This window comes from Arenimonas sp., assembly GCF_047602345.1.
Taxonomy (GTDB): Bacteria; Pseudomonadota; Gammaproteobacteria; order Xanthomonadales; family Xanthomonadaceae; genus Arenimonas.
The window spans coordinates 584,736-608,369 of the sequence record NZ_JASGHN010000006.1 but is presented as its reverse complement, the minus strand read 5'-3'; the positions used below and the strand labels follow the sequence as shown (position 1 = coordinate 608,369).

Here is a 23,634-nt window from a genome sequence, read left to right as displayed (position 1 = left end):
AACGATGAGCAAGCAGGGGCAATGGATCGCCGGCATCAATGCGGTCGCATCGGCGCTGGAGCACGATGTCGAGCACGTGCGCGAGGTATTGATCGAGGCCGGCGGCAAGAACGCGCGCCTGACCGAGATCGAGGAAACCGCGCGCCGTCGCGACGTTTCGGTGCGCCGCGTGAATACGCAGGCGCTGGAGGGTATCGCCGGCGGACTGCGCCACCAGGGCGTCATCGCGCGTTACGAAGCGGCCAAGCAGCTGGCGGAAAGCGAATTGCCGGCCCTGATCGAGGGCGCCGAAGGCAAGGCCTTGCTGCTCGTGCTCGACGGCGTGCAGGATCCGCACAATCTCGGCGCCTGCCTGCGTAGTGCCGCCGCTGCCGCCGTGACGGCGGTGATCATCCCGAAGGACAAGGCCGCGCCGATCAATGCGACGGTTCGCAAGACGTCGGCCGGCGCCGCCGATCGCATTCCGGTCATCAGCGTGACCAATCTGGCGCGCACGCTGCGCGCGATCAAGGAAGCCGGCGTCTGGGTTTACGGACTCGACGGCGAGGCGACGACGGGCATCCACGGCATCGACCTGCGCGGCAATGTCGCGCTGGTGCTCGGCGGCGAAGGCGAGGGCATGCGTCGGTTGACGCGCGAGCATTGCGACGGCCTGGTCCGCATCCCGATGCCGGGCGAGATGGAAAGCCTCAACGTCTCCGTCGCCACCGGCGTGGCCCTGTTCGAGGCCGTGCGGCAGCGATTGGGCTAGTACCTGCAGGCGATGCGCGAATCGCTACCGGTTCGCGCCAGGACAAGGAACTTCGGGGAGCGGCAATGCTGAATCTGCAGTGGTTCGATTTCGTCGGCTTCGTCGGCGTGTTGCTGGTGCTGGGCGCCTACGCCGGGCAGCAGATGCGCAAGATCAGCGGCGACGGCGTGATGTTCCCGTTGATCAACATGCTCGGCGCCGCCGGCATCCTGGTGCCGATCTGGTACGCCGAGCAGATGAACTGGTCGGTGTTGTTCATCGAAACGGCCTGGGTCGCGATCAGCGCCTATGGCATCTGGCAGGCGATGTCGCAGCGTTTCGCCAAGCCGAAGGCCTGAGCAAACAAATACGGTTGGTGGTTCGTCGTTGGTGATAAGTGGTGTTCTTACCACCAACCACTTACCACCAACCACTCACCACCAACCACTCACCACCAACCACTCACCACCAACCACTCACCACCAACCACTCACCACCAACCACTCACCACCAACCACCAACCACCAACCTGTCTTAGTGCGGTTGATGGTTCGTGGTTGGTGATAAGTGGTGTTCTTACCACCAACCACTCACCACCAACCACCAACCTGATTTACAGGCTCGCCAGCCACTCGTCGTCCGAACCCTCGTTGATGCCTTCGAACAGGAAGGTCGAGAGATAACGTTCGCCGGTGTCGGGCAGCATCGCCAGGATCGCATCGCCGGGCTTGGCCAGTTCGCGCGCAACCTGCAGAGCGCAGGCGAAGGTGCCGCCGGCGGAAATGCCGCAGAAAATGCCTTCCTGCTGCGCCAGGGCGCGTGCGGTATCGCGCGCGAGTTCGTCGGTGACGGGCAGGTTGTGGTCGTAAACGCTGCGATCGAGCACCGCCGGCACCAGGTTCGGCGTCCAGCCCTGAATCTTGTGCGGCGTCCAATCCTTGCCGGCAAGCATCGAAGCGCCGGCCGGTTCGGTCGTGACGATCTTCGTTTCGGGACGCGCGGCCTTGATCATCTGGCCGGCGCCGGTCAGCGTGCCGCCCGTGCCCCAGCCGGTGACGTACCAATCGAGTCGGCGACCGGCGAAATCCTGCAGGATCTCGGGGCCCGTCGTGCTGCGATGGAACGCCGGATTGGCCGGGTTCTCGAACTGTCGCGCGAGGAAAGCGCCGTGCTTCGCGGCGAACTCCTCGGCGCGCTTGATCATGCCGGTGGCGCGTTCGGCGGCCGGCGTCAGGATCACCTTGGCGCCGAGCGCGCGCATCAGCTTGCGGCGTTCGATCGAGAAGCTCTCGGCCATGAAGGCGACGAAGGGATAGCCGCGCGCCGCGCAGACCATCGCCAGCGCGATGCCGGTGTTGCCGGAGGTCGCTTCGACCACCATCTGTCCGGGCTTCAGGGCGCCGCTCTGTTCGGCATCGAGGATGATGGCCAGGGCAAGGCGGTCCTTCACCGACGACATCGGATTGAAGAATTCGCATTTGACGAACATGTCCACGCCCTTCGGCGCGAGGCGCTGGATGCGCACGATCGGCGTGCGGCCGATGGTGTCGAGGATGCTGTCGAGAATCATGAGGTCACTCCTTGGGACGGGCGGACGCGGGCAAGCCGCTGCGCCGGGACAGGATCAGATTACGCCAACTGGCCCCGGCACCGGCCACGCCCGGCCGCGGCTCAGGGCTGGACGGCGTCCTGCCAGCGGTTCATGACCTTGCAGAACAATTCGGCCGTACGTTCGACGTCGTAGACGGCCGAATGCGCCTCGTCGCCGTTCCAGGCGATGCCGGCCGCCTGTACCGCGCGGCTGAGCACGGTCTGGCCGTAGGCCAGGCCGCCAAGCGTGACCGTGTCGAAGACGCTGAAGGGGTGGAAGGGGTTGCGCTTGTGTTCGACCCGCGTTACCGCGGCGTTGAGGAAGCCGAGATCGAAATGCGCGTTGTGCCCGACCAGGATCGCTCGCTGGCAGCCGGCCGCGCGCACCGCCGCCCGCACCGGGACGAAGATGCGGTCGAGGGCCTCGCGTTCGGGCACGGCATCGCGGAAAGGGTGGTGCACGTCGATGCCGGTGACCTCGAGCGATTTCGGATCGATCTCCGAACCCTCGAACGGCATCACGTGGCTGCTGGCCATCGCGCCCGGCACGAGCCTGCCGTCCGCATCCATCAGGATGGGCATCGCGGCGATTTCCAGCAGCGCGTGTTTCGCGCAATCGAAGCCGCCGGTTTCCACGTCCACCACCACGGGCAGGAAACCGCGAAAACGCTCGGCCATTCGGGGCGATGCTGCAGGCAAGTCCATGCCTGCAGGATATCAGTTCGACGAAGGATCGGGCCCGACGTCGGGCCGGGTGCGCCCTTACGCGAACAGGAAAACCGATGCCAGGCCGAGCGCGACGCCGGCGATCACGAGCGCGATGCCGAACATCGGCACCAACAACGACAGCGGGATGCCGAGGACCAGCAGGCCCAGCGACCAGGCGCGCGCATCCACGTAGCCATGACGCACGCGCGCGTCGAACGCACGGGCGAACAGGTTGTCCAGGCTGAGCTTGCCGGCGCCGCGGAAGACCAGTGGCAACAGCATTGCGGCGAACAGCAACGGCAGTTTGAAATTGCCGAAGCCGCGGTCGGTGATGACATAGCCCATGGCCAGATCGCGCAGCGACTCCCAACTCATCGGCCAGTGCACCGAAGCGGTCGCGACCATCGTCAGCACCAGCAAGGTAAAGGCGAAGAAACGGGTGCCGAAGCCGAGCAGCAGTGCGATCGCGCCGCCGAGTTCGAACCAGGTCGCCATCGCCCAGCTCAGGTCCGGCGGCGCCAGGTTGAACGGGAAGGGGAATTGGTTCTGGATATCGGCGAACCAGTTTTCGCCGCGATACTTCTCGATGCCCGATTCCCAGAATTCCCAGGCCAGCAGCAGGCGCAGTCCGAGCGGAGCGAGCCAGTCGCCGATGCCATCCAGCCGTTCGGTGACGGCGAGCCAATGTTCCCTGTATTTCATGATCGTGTTCCTCAATCTTCGGTCAAAAGGAGCCCGTGCCGCGGGATGCGGCTTCCGGGCCTATCGGTGCTTTCAAGCCCGCGTGCCGATCAGGACGCGCGCTTGCCGCAGTTGTTCGAGCATGGCCGCGCCCTCGACGACGAAGGCTTGCGGATCGGGTGCGCCGGCCTCCCAGGCCAATGCGAAGAGTTGCTCGCGCCCGCTGATTTCAGGCGCTTCGTCGAGGCGTTGCAACAAACGGAACACCAACGCGGTGATCTGGTTGAAACGCACGCGCCCCTCGTCATCGCGTTGCACCAGCAGGAAGGTCGGTTCGGCCGGCGCGGCCATCGGCCGGTAGTCTTCGCTCAGCCGATGCACCGGCCAGGCGTAGGCGAGCGCCCAGGCAAGCGGAGAGGGTTGCGGTGCGCCTTCCAGCAGGTCGCCGAAAGGATCGCAAGCCAGTGCCAGCGGATCGCCCTCGGAAATGTCCAGGGCCAGCTCCACCCATTCGTAATGCGCCAGTTCGCGCAGCCACGGGGCATCGGGCGGCAGTTCGATGTCGTCGAGGTAGCGGATGAATTCGCGGGCGATCTCGGGGAACAGCGGCGTCTGGCAGCGGTATTCGCGATAGAAATCGCGGACCAGCAAGGACCATCGCTCTTCGCCGAACAAGCGCCTTATCACCGGGAAATTACCCGACAACAGATCGCGGATGCTGTTGAAGAACAGCTCGCGATAGACCGCCAGGCGACGTTCCTCGATCGCGGGCGGTGCCGGGTTCAGAACGGGGTCACGCAGGTGCGCCGCCAGTTCGAACTGCTGCGCGCGCAGGGCATCAGGCGCGTGCATGGAGCGGCTCCTTCGGCGTCGCTTCCGATACGACGCGGCGAATCGTCGCGACTTCCGCCAGCAACTCGTCGAACGGCGGAAAATTGAAATCGCGTTCGAGCAGGGCCGGGCGCGGACCGATGCGGCGCACGGCCGCTGCCAGCAGGTTCCAGACATCGGGCTTCACGGACGCGCCGTGCGTGTCGACCTTCAGGTCGTCGGCCTCGTCGTAATGGCCGGCGACATGGAAATAGGCCACGCGCTCGGCCGGCAGACGCTGCAGGAAATCATAGGGGTCGTAACGGTGGTTGATGCCGTTGACGAAGACGTTGTTGACGTCGAGCAGCAGATCGCAGTCGGCTTCGGCCAGTACGGCATTGACGAAATCGATCTCAGCCATCGCCTGGTGGGGCGCGGCGTAATAGGAAACGTTCTCTACGGCGATACGGCGACCCAGCGCGTCCTGCACTTGGCGGATGCGTCCGGCGACGTGATGCACGGCTTCCTCGGTGAACGGGATCGGCATCAGGTCGTAGAGCTGGCCGTCGTCCGCGCAATAGCTCAGGTGTTCGGAGAAGATCGGCACGCGGTGGGCATCGAGAAACCGGCGCAGGCGCAGCAGATGCGTATCGTCGAACGCCGCCACGCCGCCGATATTCAGCGACAAGCCGTGGCAGACCAGCGGGTATTTCGCGCTGAGTTCGGCGAGGGCGTCGCCGTAGCGGCCGCCCACGCCGATCCAGTTGTCCGGCGCGCATTCGAGGAAATCGAATCCGCCCGGCGCCGCGTCCCGCAACGGGCCCAGCAGGGCCCGCCGCAGGCCGAGGCCGGCGGAGGATGCATCGAGTTCGCGCCTGGACGTCATCGCCGCATCACTTCTTCTTGTCGTCGCCGCACTTGCCTTCGCCACATTTGCCTTCGCCGCACTTGCCTTCGGCCTTGCCCTTGTCGGCACCGCACTTGCCTTCGCCACACTTGCCTTCGCCGCACTTGCCCTCGGCCTTGCCCTTGCCGGAGGCGCCGCACTTGCCTTCACCACACTTGCCTTCGTGGCCGGCTTTCATCTCGTCGGCGCTGATCATGCCGTCCTTGTTCTTGTCCATGGCGTCGAAGCGCGCCTTGGCCATCGCGGCATGTTCGGCGGCGCTGACCTTGCCGTCCTTGTTGCTGTCGGCGTGCATGGCGCCGCACTTGCCTTCGCCGCAGGAGCCGTGTTTGCCCTTGTCGGCGCTGGCTTCGTGCGCGCTGAGCAGATAGCCCTGGGCGAGCGAGGTCATGGCGAAGCTCGACTGCGACAAGGCGAGACCGCCGACGATGACGGCACCGAGGGAAAGCGGCTTGAGGATGTTGTTGGACATGATGTTCTCTCTTGGTTGATTGCGGTCGGATCCGCGGGTTTGAAAGGTATCTACATCGATTCAGGCGGCGAGATACTCGCGCGCCAGGCTGCGGGCCCGATGCAGCCGCGCCTTGGCGGCCTGCAACGAAAGTCCGAGCTTGCTGCACAGTTCTTCCAGGCTCAATCCGTCCAGATCGCGCAGCAGGATGATCTCGCGGTAGTGGGCAGGAAGCGATTCCAGTGCCTTGGCGACATCGCGCGCCAGGCCTTTGCTTTCCGGGTAATGCGGTCCCTCGATGTCCTCCGTGATGGGCACCTGCAGCAAACTACGTTTGATGCGCTTGTAACGGTTGCACTCGCGCTTGACGATGCGGAACAGCCAGGACGCGAAACACTCGAGCTGGCGCAGATCCACGAGCTTGCGCGACACGGTGAACAAGGACTCCTGCACCGCGTCTTCGACATCGTTGATCGGGCAGTGGTACTCGGCGTAGCGGCGCAGGTCCTGGCGCGAACGGCTGAGCACGCGTTCGAGCGCGCGCGGGTCGCCCGAGCGTGCCGCCAGCAGATCGTCGTTGAGGGCCAGGGCCGCGTTCATCGTGTTTCCAAGCATGGCGCGCTCGTGGCGCCGTTGACAGCCCAAAAGAGCATCGTGCCGGGGCGGAGGATTCGCCGGTCAGCCGGATCCGTTCAACTTCCGTTCATTTTCGGGAAACCGCGCGCTCCCGCCAAAGCCAGCGTACGCGGGCCAAAAAGAAGAGCCCCGCGATGCGGGGCTCTATCGGGGGGACCGCCCGGTCCTGGTCAGGCCTCGGCTTCTTCCTTGTAGGCGTCCACCGGGATGCAGGCGCACATGACGTTCTTGTCGCCATAGACGTTGTCCACGCGCGCCACCGGCGGCCAGTACTTCTGTTGCTTCAGCACCGGCAGCGGGAAGGCGGCCAGCTCGCGCGGATAGGCATGCGTCCATTCACTGGCGCTGACGGCCGTCGCCGTATGCGGCGCGTTCTTCAGCGGATTGTCCTCGCGGTCGAGCTTGCCTTCCTCGACGGCGCGGATCTCGTCGCGTATCTGGATCATCGCGTCGATGAAGCGGTCGAGTTCGTGCTGCGATTCGCTTTCGGTCGGTTCGACCATCAGCGTGCCGGCGACCGGGAAGCTCAACGTAGGCGCGTGGAAGCCGAAATCGATCAGGCGCTTGGCCACGTCCTCGGCGCTGATGCCGGTGCTGTCCTTCAGCGGGCGCAGGTCGAGGATGCATTCATGCGCGACCAGGCCGTTGCGGCCCGTGTACAGCGTGTCGTAATGCGCGGCCAGGCGCTTGGCGATGTAGTTGGCGTTGAGCAGGGCGACCTGCGTGGCCTTGCGCAGGCCTTCGGCGCCCATCAGCGTCACGTACATCCAGCTGATCGGAAGAATGCTGGCGCTGCCGAAGCTCGCGGCCGAGACCATGCCGACATCGCCCATGCCGACGCCGTCGGTGCGCAGGCCGTCGTTGCCAAACGCGCGCGGCAGGAAGGGCGCCAGGTGCGATTTCACCGCGCAGGGACCGACGCCCGGACCGCCGCCGCCGTGCGGAATGCAGAAGGTCTTGTGCAGGTTCAGGTGCGAGACGTCCGAACCCCAACGCCCGGGCTTGGCGACGCCGACCAGCGCATTCATGTTCGCGCCGTCGGTATAGACCTGGCCGCCATGCTGGTGGATCAGTTCGCAGATCTCGACGACGTCTTCCTCGAACACGCCATGCGTGGATGGGTAGGTCATCATGATCGCCGCGAGGCGGTCGCTGTACTTTTCCGCCGCACGACGCAGGTCGGCGACATCGACGTTGCCGTTCGCATCGGTTTTCGTGACGACGACGGTCATGCCGCACATCTGCGCCGAAGCGGGGTTGGTGCCATGCGCGGAGTCGGGGATCAGGCAGATGTCGCGATGGCCTTCGCCGCGGCTGCGGTGATAGGCACGGATCGCCAACAGGCCGGCGTATTCGCCCTGCGCGCCGGAATTCGGCTGCAGGCTGACCGCATCGTAGCCGGTGCATTCGACCAGCATGGCTTCGAGGCCGTCGATCAGTTCCTTGTAGCCCCGCGTCTGCGCTGCCGGCGCCAGCGGATGGATCTGTCCGAACTCGGGCCAGGTGACAGGGATCATTTCGGCGGTCGCATTGAGCTTCATCGTGCACGAGCCCAGCGGGATCATCGTGCGATCCATGGCCAGGTCCTTGTCGGCCAACGCGCGCATGTATCGCAGCAGTTCGTGCTCGCTGTGGTGCGTGTTGAAGACAGGATGCTGCAGGAAGGCGCTGGATCGCCTTGCACTACTCGGGATCGCGTCGTTGGCCGCGGCATCGAGCGCGTCGATGTCTTTCACTTCGACACCGAACAGGCCGGCGAGGCGAATCACGTCTTCGCGCGTCGTCGTTTCGTCAAGGCTGATGCCGACGCTGCCGGCGTCGACCGGGCGCAGGTTGATGTGCGCGGCCTGGGCGCGTGCGTGGATCTCGCCGGCGGCCACTCCATGGACATGCAGCGTATCGAAGAAGCCGTCGCCGACCGACACGCCGCCGCTGCGCAGCGCGGTCGCCAGGATCGTGGCCAGGCGATGCGTGCGGCGTGCGATGCGGACCAGGCCTTCGGGGCCGTGATAGACCGCGTACATGCTCGCCATCACGGCCAGCAATACTTGTGCGGTGCAGATGTTCGACGTCGCCTTCTCGCGGCGGATGTGTTGCTCGCGCGTCTGCAACGTCAATCGATAGGCGGGCTTGCCTTCGGCGTCGATCGACACGCCGATCAGGCGGCCCGGCATCGAGCGCTTGTAGGCGTCGCGGCACGCCATGAAGGCGGCGTGCGGGCCGCCGAAACCGAAGGGCACGCCGAATCGCTGCGAATTGCCGACGACGATGTCGGCGCCCCATTCGCCGGGCGCGGCGATCAGGCTCAGGGCCAGCAGGTCGGTGGCGACCGAGACGAGGCCGCCGCGCGCATGCACGGCCTCGGCCAACGCACGGTAGTCGTTGATCGCACCGAAGGTGTCGGGGTACTGCAGCATCACGCCGAAGGCATCGACGCCGGCCGCATCGGCATCATCGCCGACGATGACCTCGATGCCCAGCGGTTCGGCGCGGGTACGGATGACTTCGATCGACTGCGGATGCACGCCGGACGAAACGAAGAATACGTTCGACTTCGACTTGCAGGAGCGCTTGGCCAGCGTCATCGCTTCGGCGCAGGCGGTAGCCTCGTCGAGCAGGGAGGCGTTCGCGATTTCCATGCCGGTGAGGTCGGCGCACATCGTCTGGAAGTTGATCAGCGCTTCCATGCGGCCCTGCGAGATTTCCGCCTGGTAGGGCGTGTACGCGGTGTACCAGGCCGGGTTCTCGAGGATGTTGCGCAGGATCACGTTCGGCGTATGCGTGCCGTAATAGCCCTGGCCAATGAAGCTGCGGAAGACCTGGTTGCGATCGGCGATCGCGCGGATCTTGGCGATCGCCTCCACTTCGCTGATGGGCGCCGGCAGGGCGAGCGGTGCGGCGGACTTGATGCTGCCCGGCACGATGGCATCGGTGAACGCATCGAGCGAGTCGTAGCCGACCGCGCGCAGCATGTGCGCGATCTCGCCGTCGTTCGGGCCGATATGGCGTTCGAGGAAGGCGTCGTGGTGCTCGAGCTGGCGCAGGGATTCGCGGGTCATGGCGGGTCCGGACAAGGGCAGTGGCCGTGCGCACGGCACGGTTCTCGCCCCTCTGTCCTTTTGCCTGAGAGTTTTGGGGAGTTGCCACCCCATGCCCCTTCGGCGCCGGTCGGTTCCGGTCTCTCCAGAGTCGCTCGCGCGGTACGGTTCTGGTTCCTGAGCGATTACGGGCGTTACGCCTTCGGCGGTGGCTCGGGGCCACGCTCTCCCATACCGCGCATCGAGCCCGCCCAGTTTACCCGATCGGGGCGGTCACGGCCTCAGGCCGATGCGGCGGCCTTCTGGGCGGCGACGTAGCGGTCACGGCATTCCTGGGGCCAGACGACCCGAGGGTCGTAGAACTCGTCGAAGACCGGTGCGCCATCGGCAGGGAGAACGAGCCAGGGCTGTTTCGTCGAGGCGTAGATATGCGCGTCCGGCAGGAAGGCGCCGGGCTCGTCCAGGCTACCGACGCGGACGAAACGGATGCCGGGGCCACCGGTGGGGTAGTTGCTCCACAGCGCGACACGGCACTGCGGGCAACGGGCGATCTTCTGGCCCCTGCCGCTCGCCGATGGCGTATCGATCACTTCGACTTCGCCCTGCAGCAGTGCGACGCGATCGGCTTCGATGATGGCATTGAGCGCGAAGGCCGTCCCGGTCTCGCGCTGGCACCAGCTGCAGTGGCAGGCGTGCACGATCATCGGCGTGCCCTGGATGCGATAGCGGACAGTGCGGCAGGTGCAGCCGCCCTCGGCAAAGGATTCGTTGCCTGCGTTCATCGGCGCCTCCTTCCGGAATGCGCCGAGTATGTGAGCGGTCGCAGGGCGGAGCAATGGCCGGATGCGACGAGACCGGGCGATTCTCGCCCGGCGCCGCAAACACGATTACTGGCTGGTCAGATCGCCCTTGGCGCGCGATTCGGTCAGCGGTGCGCCATGCACGAGGAACCAGGTGTTCTCGGCGATATTGGTGGCATGGTCGCCGATGCGTTCGATGTTCTTGGCCATGAACAGCAGGTGCGTGCAGGCGGTGATCTGCTTGGGATCTTCGGCCATGTAGGTCAGCAGCTCGCGGAACAGCGAGGTGTACTGCGCATCGACCTCGACGTCGCGGTTGCGCACGAGCAGGGCGCGATCGGCATCGCGGTCGCGATAGGCCTGCACGGCGTCGCGTACGAGTTCGTTGGCGAGCTTGGCCAGGGCCGGCAGGCTGCGCACCGGTCCGACCGGCGCGACCTGGTTCAGCACCATCGAACGCTTGGCGACGTTCGCGGCGTAATCGCCGATGCGTTCTATATCGGCCGAAATGCGCAGCGCGGCATAGACTTCGCGCAGGTCGCGGGCCATCGGCTGGCGCAGCGCGAGCAGGCGCAGGACGTCGTTGCTGACTTCGTGCTCGAGCGTATCGATGGCATCGTCGTTGGCGACCACGCGCTCGGCGGCCTTGCTGTCGCGGCGCATCAGCACGTCGACGGCGGCGTCGAGCTGGGCCACGGCGATGTCGCCCATGCGGGTGATTTCGCCGTATAGGCGCTGCAGCTCGTTGTCGAAGCTCTTGACGATGTGGTCGTGGGTCGTCGCCATGGTCTTTCTCTGAAGGGTTCCGGTGTCGGTCAGCAGCCTCGGCGTTTCAGCCGAAGCGCCCCGTAATATAGTCTTCGGTCTGCTGCTTGGTCGGTTTCGTGAAGATGGTTTCGGTCACGCCGTGTTCGACCAGTTCGCCCAGGTACATGAAGGCGGTGTAGTCGGACACGCGCGCGGCCTGCTGCATGTTGTGGGTCACGATCAGGATCGTGTACTGCTGCTTCAGCTCCGAGATGAGCTGCTCGATCTTGCCGGTGGCGATCGGATCGAGCGCCGAGGTCGGTTCGTCGAACAGGATCACCTGCGGGCGCAATGCGATCGCGCGGGCAATGCACAGGCGCTGCTGCTGGCCGCCGGACAGGCCGAGCGCGCTCTGCTTGAGCTTGTCCTTGACCTCGTCCCAGAGCGCGCCCTGGCGCAGGGCGGCTTCGACGCGGGCGTCCATGTCCGCACGCGAGAGCTTCTCGTAGTGGCCGATGCCGTAGGCGATGTTGTCGTAGATCGACATCGGGAAGGGCACCGGCTTCTGGAACACCATGCCGATCTTCGAGCGTAGTTTGTTGAGTTGGTACTTCGGATCGAGCACGTTCTCGCCGTCGAGCAGGACCTGGCCTTCGGCGCGCAGCTTGGGATAGATCGAATAGATGCGGTTGAAGATGCGCAGCAGGGTCGACTTGCCGCAGCCGGAAGGGCCGATCAGCGCGGTGACGCGCTTTTCCGGGACATCCAGGTCGATGTCGCGCAGGGCCTTGAACTGGTCGTAGTAGAACGACAGTCCGCGTGCGGACAACTTCACCGGGGAGGCGGCGAGCGTGCTGGACGCGCCGGACGGCAGCGAGGTGGCGAGGGAGATTTGCACGTCAGTCATTGCTCATCTTGTTGCGCAGGAGGACGACGCGGGCGATCAGGCCCAGCGTCAGGACGAATAGCGTCATGCAGAAGGCGGCAGCCCAGGCCAGGCCGTTCCAGTTCTCGAACGGACTCATCGCGAAGCTGAGCATCACCGTCGGCACGCTGGCCATCGGCTGCATCAGGTCCGTGCTCCAGTACTGGTTGCTCAGCGAGGTGAACAGCAGCGGTGCGGTCTCGCCGCTGATTCGGGCGAAAGCCAGCAGCACGCCGGTGATGATGCCGGGCAGGGCGGCGCGATAGAGCACCTGGGTGGTGACCTTCCACTGCGGGATGCCGAGCGACAGCGCCGCCTCGCGCATCTGCGTCGGCACCAGGCGCAGCATCTCGTCGGTCGTGCGCACGATCACCGGCAGGGCGATGAAGGCGAGAGCGATCGCGCCCGCGAAGGCCGACGCATGGCCCATCTGAACGACGACGACGGTGTAGACGAACATGCCGAGCACGATCGACGGCGCCGACATCAGGATGTCGTTGACGAAGCGGATGGCTGCGCCGATGCGCCGGTTGTTAGCGTATTCGGCGAGATACGTGCCGGCGGCGATGCCGATCGGCGTGCCGATGCCGATGGCCAGCGTGCCGATGATCAGGCTGCCGGCGAACGCGTTGAGCATGCCGCCGTCTTCGCCGGCGGCCGGCGTCATCTGCGTGAACAGCGCGGGCGTCAGGTACTTCAGGCCGCGACTCAGCGTGGTCCAGAGGATCCAGATCAGCCAGAACAGGCCGAACAGCGCGGCGGCACCGGACAGCACCAGGCTCAGCCCATTGATCAGGCGGCGACGGAAGTACAAGCGGTCGGCGAAGGAGGTGGCCATCAGTTGCCCTCCCGCTTCTGCAGGCGCATCAGCATCCATTTGGCGAAGGCCAGTACGACGAAGGTCAGCACGAAGAGAACGAGGCCGAGCGCGAGCAGCGAGGACTTGTGCAGGGGGTCGACCGATTCGCCGAACTCGTTCGCGATCGTGGACGCGATCGACGTACCCGGATTGAGCAGGCCGGCGCTGATCTCGTAGGCGTTGCCGATGACGAAGGTGACCGCCATCGTTTCGCCGAGCGCGCGGCCGAGGCCGAGGAAGACGCCGCCGATGACGGCCGAACGCGTATAGGGCAGCACGACGTCCCAGACCACTTCCCAGGTCGTCGAACCGAGCGCATAGGCCGATTCCTTCAGGCGCGTCGGCACGGTCAGGAAGACTTCGCGCATCACCGAGCTGATGAAGGGAATCACCATGATCGCCAGCACGATGCCGGCGGTGAGCATGCCGATGCCCAGCGGCGGGCCTTCGAAGATTTTTCCGACCACCGGCACGGTGGCCAGGTTCGCTTCCATCCAGGGATAGACGTGCTCGCTGAGGTAGGGCACGAGCACGAACAAGCCCCACATGCCGTAGATGATCGACGGGATGCCGGCCAACAGTTCCAGCGCCGAGGCCAGCGGCGTACGCAGCCAGGCCGGCGCGACTTCGGTCAGGAACAGGGCGATGCCGAAGCTCACCGGTACCGCGATGATCATCGCGATCAAGGAAGTGATCACCGTGCCGAACACCGGCACCAGGGCGCCGAACTTGCGCGCACCGACGTCCCATTCGCTCGAAGTGAAGAAGGCCCAGCCGAATTCGCTGAAGGCTTCGCGACCACCCCACAACATCGCGGCGGCGGCGCCGAGCAGCGCGACCAGAACGGTCACGCCGGCGCAGGCGACGAGGAACCGGAACATGCCGTCGAGACGGCCGTCGGTGCGCGCGCGCTGGTCCAGCGTCGACAGGGCAAGGGAAGGCTGTGCAGTCATCGTTGTTTTTCTTTCGGACGGGAAGCCCGGAATTGCGCGCGAGGCGTGGTGCGCAATTCCCGGATCCCCGATGCGAACGCAGCCTTCGTCCGAAGGCTGCGTCGCGGGCGGGATCCTTCCGGATCAGTACTTCATGTTCTGCGTCCAGTAGGCCTGGATCTGCGCGACCAGTGCCGGCGGCAGCGGCACGTAGTCGAGCTTCTTGGCCGCGTCGTCGCCATTGGCGTACACCCAGGTGAAGAATTCCTTGGCGGCCTTGGCGGACGCCGCGTTCTTCGGCTGGCGATACATCAGGATGAAATTGGTCGCGGTGATCGGCCACGAGGCTTCGCCCGGCGCATTGGTCATGACCAGGTAGAAATCCTTGGCCTTGGCCCAATCGGCGTTGGCGGCGGCGGCGGCGAAGCTCTCGTCGCTCGGCAGTACGAACTTGCCGGCGGCGTTCTGCATCGCGGTGTAGGCCATCTTGTTCTGCAGCGCGTACGACAGTTCGACGTAGCCGATGCCGCCCTTGAGCTGCTTGACGAACGCGGCGACGCCTTCGTTGCCCTTGCTGCCGATGCCGGTCGGCCATTTCACAGCCGTGCCTTCGCCGACTTTGCTCTTCCATTCCGGGCTGACCTTGGAAAGGAAGTTGACGAAGTTGAAGGTGGTGCCGGAGGCATCGGCGCGGTGCACGACGCGGATCGGCAGGGCCGGCAGCTTGGCGCCCGGGTTCAGCGCGGCGATGGCCGGATCGTTCCAGGTCTTGACCTGGCCGAGGAAGATGTCGGCGAGCACGGCGCCATTGAGACGGATCTGGCCGGCGGTGAAGCCCGGCACGTTGACGACCGGCACGACGCCGCCGATCACCGACGGGAACTGCACGAGGCCGGAGGCGGCGAGATCATCGGGCTTCAGCGGGGCGTCGGACGAACCGAAATCGACAGTGCCGGCCTTGATCTGGGCGATGCCGCCGCCCGAACCGATGGACTGGTAGTTGACCTTGCGGCCGGTGGCCTTGTTGTAGTCGGCCGACCACTTCGACATGACCGGGTAGACGAAGGAAGCGCCGGCGCCGGTGACGTTCTGGGCGCTGGCGAAGGGGCTCGCCAGGGCCGCCGCGAGGGCGAGGATGGCGAAGCGGGATTTCATGGACTTGAACACGTGAGGCTCCTGGAAGGGTCCGCGGGATCACCGGGATCGGTCGCCGGTCTTCCCGGCGCGCACAGGATCGCGGAGGTTTGTGACAGGGGTGTGACGGTTGTAACAATCGCCACGAAAGCAGGGGGGATGGTTCGTGGTTGATGGTCGGTGGTAGCCGATGAGCGGACTGAAGCCGAACCTGCTTCGCGCGGTCCGGCGCACAACGCTCCGCTGGATTCGGGGATGCACGCTGTTCGTTCATCCCTGGAAAGCAAAAGGGCGCGGCCGGAGCCGCGTCCTTCGTGTCCGCGCTTACCAGTAGATCTGGGCGCGGAACTCGATGATGCTCGGATCGTCGTTGATCGGGATCAGGCCGCGCTCGCTGTTCACCTTGACGTAGTTCAGCGCGAACTTGAAGTTCGAATGCCAGTAGTAGTTCGCGCCGACGATCAAGTTGTGCTCGGTGCCGCCGTAGACGAGGCCATCGTTCAGGTCGACGCGGTCGTAGCGCAGGCCCAGCTGCCACATGCCCTTGGACGGATCGTTCGGCAGCGGAGTGGCGATGGTGCCGTTCTTCCAGGTCCAGGTTTCGCCCGTCACGTTCCACACGCCCGAGACATACCAGCCATTGCCGCTGAAATTGTCGTGCGCCGTGCGGCTGATGCGCGTGCCCATGTATTCGCCCTGGATCTTGAGCGGGCCATGCACCCATGAAGCTTCCGCGCCCCAGGTACGGATGCGGTCGGCGTCGGTGAAGGTGCCGGTATCGACCAGGCGCACGCCGGTGATGTCGGCGTCCGGGCGCACGCGCAGGCGCGCCTTGTTGTCGCGATTGGCGTTGATCGCTTGCGTGTAATCGGCCGCTTCGAAATCGACGTAGGACAGGCCGAGGTGCAGGAAGCCGCCCTCGTTCAGGATCGGCGCCCAGGCGCCGCGCACGCCGAAGCCGTCGCCGCCGGCGCGGTTGCGGGTCATTTCGCGGGTGAACCAGGAACCGGTGACCGTCCAGTCGTCGCCACCGGTGGTCACGCCCACGCCCATGCGGCGGGCGATGCCCTGCATGTTCGTGTTCATGGCTTTCGAAATGAAGTCGTTGTGGCGCGTGCTGCTCAGTTCTTCCAGGCTGTTGGGCTGCTTGAACTGGCCGACGGTGACCGAGGTGAAGCCGGTGAACTTGTACTGGATATTGGCGTCGAGGAACTTCTTGTCCTTGGCGTCGTAGCCCACGACCCAATTCCACTGGCCCGGGCCCTTGCCCTTGAAGATCAGCTCGGCGCGACGGAAGTCGAAGTCTTCCTCGCCGTCGCCGGTGGCGGCATTGAGGTTGGCCACGTCGCTGTTGTACCAGTAGGTGTCGGCCTGCAGCAGGCCCTCGAACGTCACTTCGGAACCGCCGATGACGTCGAACGAGATTTCGGCGAAGGCCGGGGTGGACAGCGCCGCGAGGACGGCGGCGGCGAGCAGTTTCTGCATCAGTTTCATGACGGTTCCCTGCGAGGGCGAGTGGAAAGACCGGCGCAGCTTAGGTCGTGAAGGTTTCGTTATTGTGACAAGCGAGACATATGACGGCGACAAGTCGGAAGCATGACGGACATCAAGGATTCAGCCGGATTCAGCGTCCAGCCGGCACAATCCGGCGCTTCATCATGGGCCTCGGCCTGGAGCTTCCTGTCTTGAGCGTTACCGTTTCCCGCCTTTCGGTCGTCATTCCCTCCCGCCTGGCGCCGATGCTGCCCTCCGATTCCGAGGATCGATGGTATGTCGAGCGGGCCCTCGCGAACGTGCGCGGCCAGTCCGCCGCGCGCGATGGCCTTGAACTGGAACTGATCGTCGGCGTCGACGCGGGCCAGGGCGAACGAGCGCGCGAACGACTCGGTCCGGAGGTCTTGATCGTCGAAGCGCCCCGGCGCTCGCAGGCGTCCGCGCTCAACGCGGCGATGGCCAAGGCGACGGGCGAAGCGATCGCCTTCCTCGAAGACGACGACCTGTGGTCGCCGGAGCACCTCGGGACCGCATTGCAACAGCTGGCGGATTGCGACTTCGTTTCGTCGACGCAGCTGGAGGTAACGCCCGAAGGCGCGGTGCTGCGCATCTTCGATTACGCGACGCCTTCGGGTTGGGTCATGCCGCGCGCGACGCTGAACCGCGTGGGCCTGTTCGACGAAGAATACCGCTGGCACCTGGATACCGAATGGCTCGGACGCCTGGGGCAGAGCAAACTTCGCCGCGTGCATCTGGTGGAAGCGACGGCGCCGATATCCTGGGACGAAATCGTCGGCACGCGCGTCGGGTTGCCGGACATCCTGCGTAGCGGCGGCGGGAACGTTCGCCTCGTCCGGCACGAATCGCCCTGGCCGCTGGTGCGCCGTACCTGCCATCCGGGCTCGGGCATGGCGCAGATCGCGAAGGATCCGGTGAAGGCCGCGGCGAGCAAGGCCGAATACGATCGCATGTGGAAACGCTTCAAGTGCATCCCGTGGTGATGCGCGTGAATTCGCTTCAATCCGGCGACGACGTCTTGTCCTTGTAACGGCACAGGTCGCGGATCACGCATTGCGGGCAATCGGGCTTGCGCGCCTTGCAGACGTAGCGGCCGTGCAGGATCAGCCAATGGTGAGCGTCTAACCGGTACTCCGGGGGAACGACTTTCATCAACTTGTCTTCCACCTCGCGTACCGTCTTGCCGGGCGCGAGGCCCGTGCGGTTGGCGACGCGGAAGATATGCGTGTCGACCGCGATCGTCGCTTCGCCGAACGCGGTATTGAGCACGACGTTCGCCGTTTTCCGACCGACGCCGGGAAGCGCCTCCAGCGCGTCGCGCGACCGCGGCACCTCGCCGCCGTGTTCTTCGATGAGCTGACGGCAGGTCGCGATGATGTTGGCCGCCTTGGCGTTGAACAGGCCGATGCTGTTGATGTAACGCTTCAGTCCGGCTTCGCCGAGCTCCAGGATGGCTTCGGGGGTGTTCGCGACCGGAAAGAGTTTTTTGGTCGCCTTGTTCACGCCGACGTCGGTGGCCTGCGCGGAAAGGATCACCGCCAGCAACAACTCGAACGGCGTCGAATAGACCAGTTCGGTCGTCGGTTTTGGGTTGAGTTCGGCCAGCCGGGCGAACAGCTCGCGGCGCGCTTCCGGTTTCACGAATCCACGCTCCTTCGTTGCCGCCAGGCTTGCCGCATGGCGATCAGGCACGCGAGCGCAAGAAAGGCGCCGATGGGCAAGGTGGCCAGCAACAGGCCTTCGTAACCGGGCAGGGGGTGCCATTCCAGCCAGGGTGCGTGCAGCAGGCGACCGGCCTCGGCGAACAATCGGCCGCTGCCGATCAGTTCGCGGATCGCTCCGACGGCGAGCAAGACCCAGAGGAAACCGAGGCCGGCGGCGAAACCATCGATCGCCGCGCGCGCCGGCGACTGCCGCGACGCAAACGCCTCGGCCCGACCCAGCAGTGCGCAGTTGCTGGCGATCAGCGGCACGAACAGGCCGATCACCGCATGCAGTTCCGGCAGCCAGGCGCGCATCGCCAATTCGATGGCGGTGACGACGGCCGCGATCACCGTCGCGAAGATCGGAATGCGCACGTCGCGATGCGTCAGACGGCGTATCGATGCGACGGCAAGATTGGTCAGGACCAATGCCAACAGCGTGGCGAGGCCAAGCCCGAGCGCATTGAGCGTGTTGTGGCTGACGGCGAGCAAGGGGCAAAGGCCGAGGAGCTGCACCAGGCCGACATTGCCGCTGGACACGCCATATTCGAGGATGCGGCGGGGCGTCGTGTTCATCGTGGCGCTCCCGTCGCCGGCGTTGGCGATTCCGGCGCGTCGTCGAAACGCAATGACGTTCCCGAAGGCGCGGCGTAGATGCGGTCGCCATGCCGGCGAACGAATTCGAGGACGCGATGCACCGCTTTCACGACGGTACGCGGCGTCGACGTGGCGCCGGCGAGCTGATCGAAGTCGCCTCCGTCGCGTTTAACCGCCCAGCCGGCGTCGGGCGGATTGCCGAGCGCGCGGCCATCGAAGCCGCGGATCCAGCCGCTGCGGCGGATGTCGATGGCATCGCCCAGGCCTGGCGTTTCCTTGTGCGCGGTTACTCGCACGCCGGTGATGCGGCCCGTACGGTCCACGCCGATGAGCAGGGAAATCGGTCCGCCGTATCCTTCCCGGGCGACGGCTTCGAGCACCAATGCTGTCGGGCTGCCGCCGCGCCTGGCGCGATGCACGCTCACGTCCTCTTCGGTACCGAGCCAGGCGGGCGCCGTGATCCGGACCTCATCCAACAGCGGGGCGTTGTCGTACAGCGCGGACGGCAGGACGATGGCCAATGCCTGCTTCTGCGCCGTTCTTTTCGCCGCATCGATCCGTTCGCGCGTCAATGCATGCATGCCGGCCAGCAAGCCCGTCGCCAGCACGGCCACTCCCGCAAGACCAGCGATGGCGCGCAAGGCCGGAGCGGGCATCGCCGTCATGGCGACGCCTTTTCGCCGTAGACGCGCGGACGCGTGTGCAGGTCGATCCAAGGCGCCGCGCAGTTCATCAACAGCACCGCGAAAGCCAGGCCATCGGGATAGGCGCCCCAACGCCGGATCACCAGCGTCAGCACGGCGACGCCGGCGCCGAAAATCAGTCGGCCGCGCGGCGAACTGCAGCCGGTGACCGGATCGGCGGCAATGAAAAAGGCGCCCAGCATCAACGCGCCGGAGAACACGTGCTGCAGCGGAAACGGATGGATGTCCGGATCGTAGGCCCATACCGGCAGGCTGAGCGCAACGACGGTACCGAGCACGGCGACCGGCGTATGCCAGCTGATGACGCGCTTCCACAAGAGGAACAGACCGCCGATGGCGTAGAGATTGGCGATCCATTCCCAACCGCGACCGCCGAAATCGCCGAACACGGGGTCGTGCCGGATCTCGCCGATCGTCTCGCCGCGTTGGCTCAGTTCGCGCACGGTGTCGAGCGGCGTCGCCTGCGCCAGCGCGTCCCAACCCCAGGGCGCCGGTAGTCGACCGGTGAAGATCGCACGCAGCGAATCGACGAAGCCGGGAACGTCGGGATTCGTCGTCAGTCCGCTCGGCGGCAGCCAATGGCCGAGTTCGCGCGGGAAGCACACTAGGACGACGGCGAAACCGACCATCGCGGGATTGAACACGTTGGAACCGAGTCCGCCGTACAGATGTTTGGCCAGGCCGATCGCCGCCAACATGCCGAGCGCGGCGATCCACCACGGTGCCAGCGGCGGCAGGCACAACGCGAAGAGCACCGCCGTCACCGGCGCGCTGAGATCGCCGAGGAAGGGCCGCAGGGGCCGGTCGCGCAGCTTCAGCATGCCGGCTTCGATCGCCAGCGCGAACGCGATGGCCAGTGCGATCTGGATCAGGATGCCCGGTCCGAAGAACCACAGATGGCCAAGGGCGCCGGGCAGCAGCGCCAGCAACACCAGGCCCATCGTGCGCCGCACGCTGTTGGGCGCCGGGACATGCGGCGCGGCGCCGACCGCGAAGGTCTTCATGGCCGATCGTCCTTCGGCGCCTGGCGCTTGGCTTTCGCGCGCTCGATGGCGGCCGCGACGGCGTCCGCCGACGCGCCGCGCTTGCTGCGATCGGCATCGCGCTGCGCGCGCTCGGCGGCATCGCGTGCCAGGCGGGCGTTGCGCGCTTCGAATCGCCGCCGCGAATCGTCGGCGCGTTGCGTGCGGGCGCGCTGCGCCGATATCTCCTGCTTGGCTTCGCGGAAGCGCTGCGTCAGCGGGATATGGCTGGGGCAGACAAGGTCACAGCAGCCGCATTCAATGCAGTCGAACAAGCCATCGTTCCCGGCGCGGTCCAGGTTGTTCGCCCGCCAATGCCGGAACAGCTCTTGCGGTTGAAGCTGCGCGGGGCAGTCGCGCGCGCAGTCGCCGCAGCGGATGCAGGGCAGCTGTTGCGTTTCGTCGCGCAGGTCCGCTGCACCGAGCACCAGCACGCAGCCATGCTGCTTTTCGATCGGTACGCTGTCGTCCGCCTGCGCTTCGCCCATCAGCGGGCCGCCGAGCAACAGACGGGCGGCCGCCGGCGTGTAACCGCCGGCCTGTGCGATCAGGTGTTCCACCGGCGTGCCGACCGGCACGCGGTAGTTGCCGGGTTTCGCGACGCCCGGGCCGGTGACGGTGACGATGCGATGCGTCAGCACTTCGCCATGCGCGACCGCGCGCCAAGCCGCGAAAGCGGTGCCGACGTTGTGCACCGTCACGCCGATGTCGCTGGGCCATCCGCCGCTCGGCACCTGCCTGCCGGTCAAGACTTCGATCAGCTGGCGTTCGCCTCCGGTCGGATACACGGTAGGCACGGGGACCATTGCGATCGACGGGAACGCGCCGGTCGCAAGCGCATCGCGAACCGCCGTCCAGGCTTCGACCATCTGGTCTTCGACCGCGATCAGTGCGCGACCCGCTCCGAGCGCCTGCGCAAGCAAGGCGGTGCCGCGCACGACATCCGCCGCCTGTTCGCGCAGCAGGGCGTCGTCGCAGGCGATCCAGGGTTCGCATTCGGCGCCGTTGACGATCAGCAGCGGGGCCGATGCCGCGCTCGCGAGCTTTTCCGCGGCGGGAAAACCGGCGCCGCCGAGCCCGACGATGCCGGCCTCGGCGATGCGCGCGCGCAGCGATTCGGCATCGGCCGTGGCGACATCCATCGACGGCAAGCGCAATGCCGCATCGTTTTCGCCATCGGCGACGACGCGGATGCGGATCAGGTCGTCGGTAACCGCGATCACTTCGCCCGAGGCCGGTGCATGCAATGCCGCTGCCCGGCCTGTCGCATCGGCGATTCTTTCGCCCGCCCGTACCCGTTGGCCGACAAGGACGCAGGCGGTCAGGCTGCCGCCATACGGCGCTCGCAAACGCAGGCTCAGCACAGGCGGCGAAGGGCAGGCGCGGATCGACGCCGGAACCGATTCGGCCTTGTGCCCGGCCAGCGCCGATCCGCCATGGAACCGATGCAATCGCAGCGGTGCGCCGGCGTCCAAGCCGTTCAGCGACCGATGAATTCCGGCTTGCGCCGTTCCAGGAATGCGCCGGTGCCTTCCTTCATGTCGTCGGTGGAAAAAGTGACCGCGAACGCCTGGCTCTCGTAGTCGAGTGCGGTCGACAACGGTGCTTCGCCTGCGAGCACGATCGCGCCGATCATCGCCGTCATCGCCTGCGGCGCGGCCGCCGCGAGCTGCATGGCGATCTTCATGGTTTCGGTTTCGAGCTCGGCCGCCGGTACGACACGGGTCACGAGATTCATCGCCAGTGCGCGGCCGGCGTCGATCGGCTGGCCGAGCAGGCACAGCTCCAGGGCGGGGCCGCGCCCGGCCAGGCGAAGCAAGCGTTGCGTGCCGCCGAAGCCGGGAATGAGCCCCAGGTTGACTTCCGGCTGGCCCAGCTTCGCCGCATCGGACGCGATGCGCAGATGGCAGGCCATTGCCAGTTCCATGCCACCGCCGAGCGCGAAGCCGTTCACCATGGCCACGACCGGCTTGCCCAGTTCCTCGATCCGGCTCATCAGACGCTGGCCGTGACGGGAGAAATCGCGCGCCTGGACCGGGCTCAGGCCATTCATCTCGGCGATGTCGGCCCCGGCCACGAAGGCCTTGGGTCCCGCACCCGTCAGCACGATGGCCCGCACGCCGGGGGCGGCTTCGGCTCGTGCGAAGGCGTCGTGGAGTTCGCCGATCGTCTCGTGGTTGAGGGCATTCAGCTTGTCCGGGCGGTTGATGGTGATGCGCCGGACGGCGCCCTGGTCTTCGATCAACAGGTTGCGATAGCTCATGTTCGGGAACTTTGGAGGGGGTTGGGGGTCGGATCCGGGACGTCGGCTTAGTGGCGGTTAAGCCTGCGGGCCGTTATCCTATCGCGTCCACTCGGGGCGCGATGCCGCCCCGTCTTCCACTGGAGGTTTCGCTGATGAAGTTGCGTTCCCTGGCCGTTGCCCTGGCCGCCCTTACCCTGAGCTCGGCCTCGGCCCTGGCCCAGACCGCGCCTGCTGCGGCGCCGGCCGCTGCTCCGGTCGCCGACAAGGCCACGCTGAGCTACGCGCTCGGTTACGACTTCGGCGATGGCCTGTCGGCCACCGGTACCGACATCGATGTCAACACCGTCGTCCGCGCGCTGCAGGACGCTTACGCCAAGCGCCCGGCCACCGTGTCGAAGGACAAGATGGAAGCGGCCCTGCGCCAGTTCCAGGACAAGATCGTCGGCCAGCAGAAGGCGGCTTACGACAAGGCTCTGCGCGAGAACAAGCAGAAGTCCGATGTTTACCTGGCTTCCAATCGCTCCAAGCCGGGCGTGACCACGCTGGGCGGCAACATCCAGTACCGCGTGATCGACGCCGGTACCGGCGCCAAGCCGACCGCTGCGAGCCAGGTCGAGGTCCAGCTGCGCGGCACGCTGATCTCGGGCGAAATGTTCATGAACACCTACAACAGCCCCGACGGCAAGCCGGCCGGCTTCAAGATGAGCGAGTTCCCGCCGATCCTGCCGGCTGGTCTCAAGGAAGCCCTGATGCAGATGCAGAACGGCGCGCGCTGGGAAATCACCCTGCCGCCGGAAAAGGCTTATGGCAACGATCCGCGCGCACCGGGCGGCCCGGGCCAGGCGGTCGTGTTCGACGTCAAGCTCATCAGCGTCAAGTAATCGATCCGATCGCGCCGGCGCA

General features: G+C 65.9%; 25 protein-coding genes and 1 riboswitch. Of the genes, 4 read left to right on the top strand and 21 right to left on the bottom strand.

Annotation, left to right across the window (positions count from 1 at the left end; genetic code table 11):
• The first annotated feature begins 4 nt into the window (after nt 1-4).
• Both rlmB and QM707_RS07430 read left to right on the top strand, forming a co-directional pair.
• Nucleotides 5-751: a 23S rRNA (guanosine(2251)-2'-O)-methyltransferase RlmB gene (rlmB, locus tag QM707_RS07435; protein WP_415001215.1), complete on the top strand. Its 747-nt coding sequence runs from the start codon at nt 5-7 to the stop codon at nt 749-751.
• Between the two features lie 65 nt (nt 752-816).
• Entirely contained in the window at nt 817-1,089 is a 273-nt protein-coding gene (locus QM707_RS07430) for a CBU_0592 family membrane protein (protein ID WP_415001214.1), read from the top strand.
• A 254-nt stretch (nt 1,090-1,343) separates the two neighbouring features.
• Here QM707_RS07430 and cysK read toward each other — a convergent pair whose 3' ends face one another.
• From cysK to QM707_RS07355, 15 genes are all read right to left on the bottom strand, one after another.
• Entirely contained in the window at nt 1,344-2,300 is a 957-nt protein-coding gene (cysK, locus tag QM707_RS07425) for a cysteine synthase A (RefSeq protein ID WP_415001213.1), read from the bottom strand.
• Nucleotides 2,301-2,401: 101 nt separating this feature from the next.
• Nucleotides 2,402-2,998, bottom strand: a complete 597-nt coding sequence (rnt, locus tag QM707_RS07420) for a ribonuclease T (protein ID WP_415001212.1) — start codon at nt 2,996-2,998, stop codon at nt 2,402-2,404.
• Nucleotides 2,999-3,082: 84 nt separating this feature from the next.
• A complete protein-coding gene (locus QM707_RS07415) occupies nt 3,083-3,730 on the bottom strand; it encodes a DoxX family protein (RefSeq protein ID WP_415001211.1) in 648 nt (215 codons plus the stop codon).
• Nucleotides 3,731-3,802: 72 nt separating this feature from the next.
• A complete protein-coding gene (locus tag QM707_RS07410; protein ID WP_415001210.1) occupies nt 3,803-4,561 on the bottom strand; it encodes a DUF2063 domain-containing protein in 759 nt (252 codons plus the stop codon).
• Entirely contained in the window at nt 4,548-5,405 is an 858-nt protein-coding gene (locus QM707_RS07405; protein ID WP_415001209.1) for a DUF692 domain-containing protein, read from the bottom strand. Before QM707_RS07405 ends, QM707_RS07410 begins: the two co-directional genes overlap by 14 nt.
• 7 nt (nt 5,406-5,412) lie before the next feature.
• Entirely contained in the window at nt 5,413-5,898 is a 486-nt protein-coding gene (locus QM707_RS07400) for a hypothetical protein (protein WP_415001208.1), read from the bottom strand.
• 60 nt (nt 5,899-5,958) lie between these two features.
• A complete protein-coding gene (locus tag QM707_RS07395; protein ID WP_415001207.1) occupies nt 5,959-6,477 on the bottom strand; it encodes an RNA polymerase sigma factor in 519 nt (172 codons plus the stop codon).
• Nucleotides 6,478-6,683: 206 nt separating this feature from the next.
• Nucleotides 6,684-9,572: an aminomethyl-transferring glycine dehydrogenase gene (gcvP, locus tag QM707_RS07390; RefSeq protein WP_415001206.1), complete on the bottom strand. Its 2,889-nt coding sequence runs from the start codon at nt 9,570-9,572 to the stop codon at nt 6,684-6,686.
• Between the two features lie 42 nt (nt 9,573-9,614).
• Nucleotides 9,615-9,710, bottom strand: a riboswitch (glycine riboswitch).
• Between the two features lie 122 nt (nt 9,711-9,832).
• Nucleotides 9,833-10,333 (bottom strand): GFA family protein, encoded by a 501-nt coding sequence (locus QM707_RS07385; protein WP_415001205.1) that lies wholly within the window; start codon nt 10,331-10,333, stop codon nt 9,833-9,835.
• Nucleotides 10,334-10,438: 105 nt separating this feature from the next.
• On the bottom strand, nt 10,439-11,137 hold the full coding sequence (phoU, locus tag QM707_RS07380) for a phosphate signaling complex protein PhoU (protein ID WP_415001204.1): 699 nt from the start codon (nt 11,135-11,137) through the stop codon (nt 10,439-10,441).
• Between the two features lie 46 nt (nt 11,138-11,183).
• Nucleotides 11,184-12,005 carry a phosphate ABC transporter ATP-binding protein PstB gene (pstB, locus tag QM707_RS07375; protein ID WP_415001203.1) on the bottom strand — a complete coding sequence of 274 codons (822 nt, stop codon included), beginning with the start codon at nt 12,003-12,005 and terminating at the stop codon, nt 11,184-11,186.
• On the bottom strand, nt 11,998-12,864 hold the full coding sequence (gene pstA / locus QM707_RS07370) for a phosphate ABC transporter permease PstA (RefSeq protein WP_415001824.1): 867 nt from the start codon (nt 12,862-12,864) through the stop codon (nt 11,998-12,000). The genes pstB and pstA overlap by 8 nt, the downstream gene beginning before the upstream one ends.
• Nucleotides 12,861-13,835: a phosphate ABC transporter permease subunit PstC gene (gene pstC, locus QM707_RS07365; RefSeq protein WP_415001202.1), complete on the bottom strand. Its 975-nt coding sequence runs from the start codon at nt 13,833-13,835 to the stop codon at nt 12,861-12,863. The genes pstA and pstC overlap by 4 nt, the downstream gene beginning before the upstream one ends.
• Nucleotides 13,836-13,958: 123 nt before the next feature.
• Complete coding sequence (gene pstS / locus QM707_RS07360) at nt 13,959-14,969, bottom strand: phosphate ABC transporter substrate-binding protein PstS (RefSeq protein WP_415001823.1); 1,011 nt, start codon at nt 14,967-14,969, stop codon at nt 13,959-13,961.
• 303 nt (nt 14,970-15,272) lie between these two features.
• Complete coding sequence (locus QM707_RS07355) at nt 15,273-16,442, bottom strand: OprO/OprP family phosphate-selective porin (protein WP_415001201.1); 1,170 nt, start codon at nt 16,440-16,442, stop codon at nt 15,273-15,275.
• A 191-nt stretch (nt 16,443-16,633) separates the two neighbouring features.
• On the opposite strand from QM707_RS07355, the gene QM707_RS07350 reads away from it, so the two are divergent.
• Complete coding sequence (locus QM707_RS07350) at nt 16,634-17,443, top strand: glycosyltransferase family 2 protein (protein WP_415001200.1); 810 nt, start codon at nt 16,634-16,636, stop codon at nt 17,441-17,443.
• A gap of 16 nt (nt 17,444-17,459) precedes the next feature.
• Here QM707_RS07350 and nth read toward each other — a convergent pair whose 3' ends face one another.
• Genes nth through QM707_RS07320 form a run of 6 tightly spaced genes read right to left on the bottom strand, consistent with a single transcriptional unit; the run spans nt 17,460 to nt 22,749 of the window.
• Nucleotides 17,460-18,128, bottom strand: a complete 669-nt coding sequence (nth, locus tag QM707_RS07345; protein WP_415001822.1) for an endonuclease III — start codon at nt 18,126-18,128, stop codon at nt 17,460-17,462.
• Nucleotides 18,098-18,739, bottom strand: a complete 642-nt coding sequence (rsxE, locus tag QM707_RS07340) for an electron transport complex subunit RsxE (protein WP_415001199.1) — start codon at nt 18,737-18,739, stop codon at nt 18,098-18,100. The genes nth and rsxE overlap by 31 nt, the downstream gene beginning before the upstream one ends.
• A complete protein-coding gene (rsxG, locus tag QM707_RS07335; RefSeq protein WP_415001198.1) occupies nt 18,736-19,425 on the bottom strand; it encodes an electron transport complex subunit RsxG in 690 nt (229 codons plus the stop codon). Before rsxG ends, rsxE begins: the two co-directional genes overlap by 4 nt.
• Complete coding sequence (locus QM707_RS07330; protein ID WP_415001197.1) at nt 19,422-20,468, bottom strand: RnfABCDGE type electron transport complex subunit D; 1,047 nt, start codon at nt 20,466-20,468, stop codon at nt 19,422-19,424. Before QM707_RS07330 ends, rsxG begins: the two co-directional genes overlap by 4 nt.
• Nucleotides 20,465-21,961, bottom strand: coding sequence for an electron transport complex subunit RsxC (rsxC, locus tag QM707_RS07325; RefSeq protein WP_415001196.1), 1,497 nt, complete (start codon nt 21,959-21,961; stop codon nt 20,465-20,467). Before rsxC ends, QM707_RS07330 begins: the two co-directional genes overlap by 4 nt.
• A gap of 5 nt (nt 21,962-21,966) precedes the next feature.
• Complete coding sequence (locus QM707_RS07320) at nt 21,967-22,749, bottom strand: enoyl-CoA hydratase/isomerase family protein (RefSeq protein WP_415001195.1); 783 nt, start codon at nt 22,747-22,749, stop codon at nt 21,967-21,969.
• A 134-nt stretch (nt 22,750-22,883) separates the two neighbouring features.
• Between QM707_RS07320 and QM707_RS07315 the strand changes: the two genes are divergently transcribed.
• Nucleotides 22,884-23,612, top strand: a complete 729-nt coding sequence (locus QM707_RS07315; RefSeq protein WP_415001194.1) for an FKBP-type peptidyl-prolyl cis-trans isomerase N-terminal domain-containing protein — start codon at nt 22,884-22,886, stop codon at nt 23,610-23,612.
• Nucleotides 23,613-23,634 lie beyond the last annotated feature (22 nt).

Excerpts from the sequence above, each read along its gene's own strand:
- rlmB (WP_415001215.1), top strand. The coding sequence starts at position 5 with ATGAGCAAGCAGGGGCAATGGATCGCCGGCATCAATGCGGTCGCATCG.
- QM707_RS07430 (WP_415001214.1), top strand. The coding sequence starts at position 817 with ATGCTGAATCTGCAGTGGTTCGATTTCGTCGGCTTCGTCGGCGTGTTG.
- cysK (WP_415001213.1), bottom strand. The coding sequence starts at position 2,300 with ATGATTCTCGACAGCATCCTCGACACCATCGGCCGCACGCCGATCGTG.
- rnt (WP_415001212.1), bottom strand. The coding sequence starts at position 2,998 with ATGGCCGAGCGTTTTCGCGGTTTCCTGCCCGTGGTGGTGGACGTGGAA.
- QM707_RS07415 (WP_415001211.1), bottom strand. The coding sequence starts at position 3,730 with ATGAAATACAGGGAACATTGGCTCGCCGTCACCGAACGGCTGGATGGC.
- QM707_RS07410 (WP_415001210.1), bottom strand. The coding sequence starts at position 4,561 with ATGCACGCGCCTGATGCCCTGCGCGCGCAGCAGTTCGAACTGGCGGCG.
- QM707_RS07405 (WP_415001209.1), bottom strand. The coding sequence starts at position 5,405 with ATGACGTCCAGGCGCGAACTCGATGCATCCTCCGCCGGCCTCGGCCTG.
- QM707_RS07400 (WP_415001208.1), bottom strand. The coding sequence starts at position 5,898 with ATGTCCAACAACATCCTCAAGCCGCTTTCCCTCGGTGCCGTCATCGTC.
- QM707_RS07395 (WP_415001207.1), bottom strand. The coding sequence starts at position 6,477 with ATGAACGCGGCCCTGGCCCTCAACGACGATCTGCTGGCGGCACGCTCG.
- gcvP (WP_415001206.1), bottom strand. The coding sequence starts at position 9,572 with ATGACCCGCGAATCCCTGCGCCAGCTCGAGCACCACGACGCCTTCCTC.
- QM707_RS07385 (WP_415001205.1), bottom strand. The coding sequence starts at position 10,333 with ATGAACGCAGGCAACGAATCCTTTGCCGAGGGCGGCTGCACCTGCCGC.
- phoU (WP_415001204.1), bottom strand. The coding sequence starts at position 11,137 with ATGGCGACGACCCACGACCACATCGTCAAGAGCTTCGACAACGAGCTG.
- pstB (WP_415001203.1), bottom strand. The coding sequence starts at position 12,005 with ATGACTGACGTGCAAATCTCCCTCGCCACCTCGCTGCCGTCCGGCGCG.
- pstC (WP_415001202.1), bottom strand. The coding sequence starts at position 13,835 with ATGACTGCACAGCCTTCCCTTGCCCTGTCGACGCTGGACCAGCGCGCG.
- pstS (WP_415001823.1), bottom strand. The coding sequence starts at position 14,969 with ATGAAATCCCGCTTCGCCATCCTCGCCCTCGCGGCGGCCCTGGCGAGC.
- QM707_RS07355 (WP_415001201.1), bottom strand. The coding sequence starts at position 16,442 with ATGAAACTGATGCAGAAACTGCTCGCCGCCGCCGTCCTCGCGGCGCTG.
- rsxE (WP_415001199.1), bottom strand. The coding sequence starts at position 18,739 with ATGAACACGACGCCCCGCCGCATCCTCGAATATGGCGTGTCCAGCGGC.
- rsxG (WP_415001198.1), bottom strand. The coding sequence starts at position 19,425 with ATGACGGCGATGCCCGCTCCGGCCTTGCGCGCCATCGCTGGTCTTGCG.
- QM707_RS07330 (WP_415001197.1), bottom strand. The coding sequence starts at position 20,468 with ATGAAGACCTTCGCGGTCGGCGCCGCGCCGCATGTCCCGGCGCCCAAC.
- QM707_RS07320 (WP_415001195.1), bottom strand. The coding sequence starts at position 22,749 with ATGAGCTATCGCAACCTGTTGATCGAAGACCAGGGCGCCGTCCGGCGC.
- QM707_RS07315 (WP_415001194.1), top strand. The coding sequence starts at position 22,884 with ATGAAGTTGCGTTCCCTGGCCGTTGCCCTGGCCGCCCTTACCCTGAGC.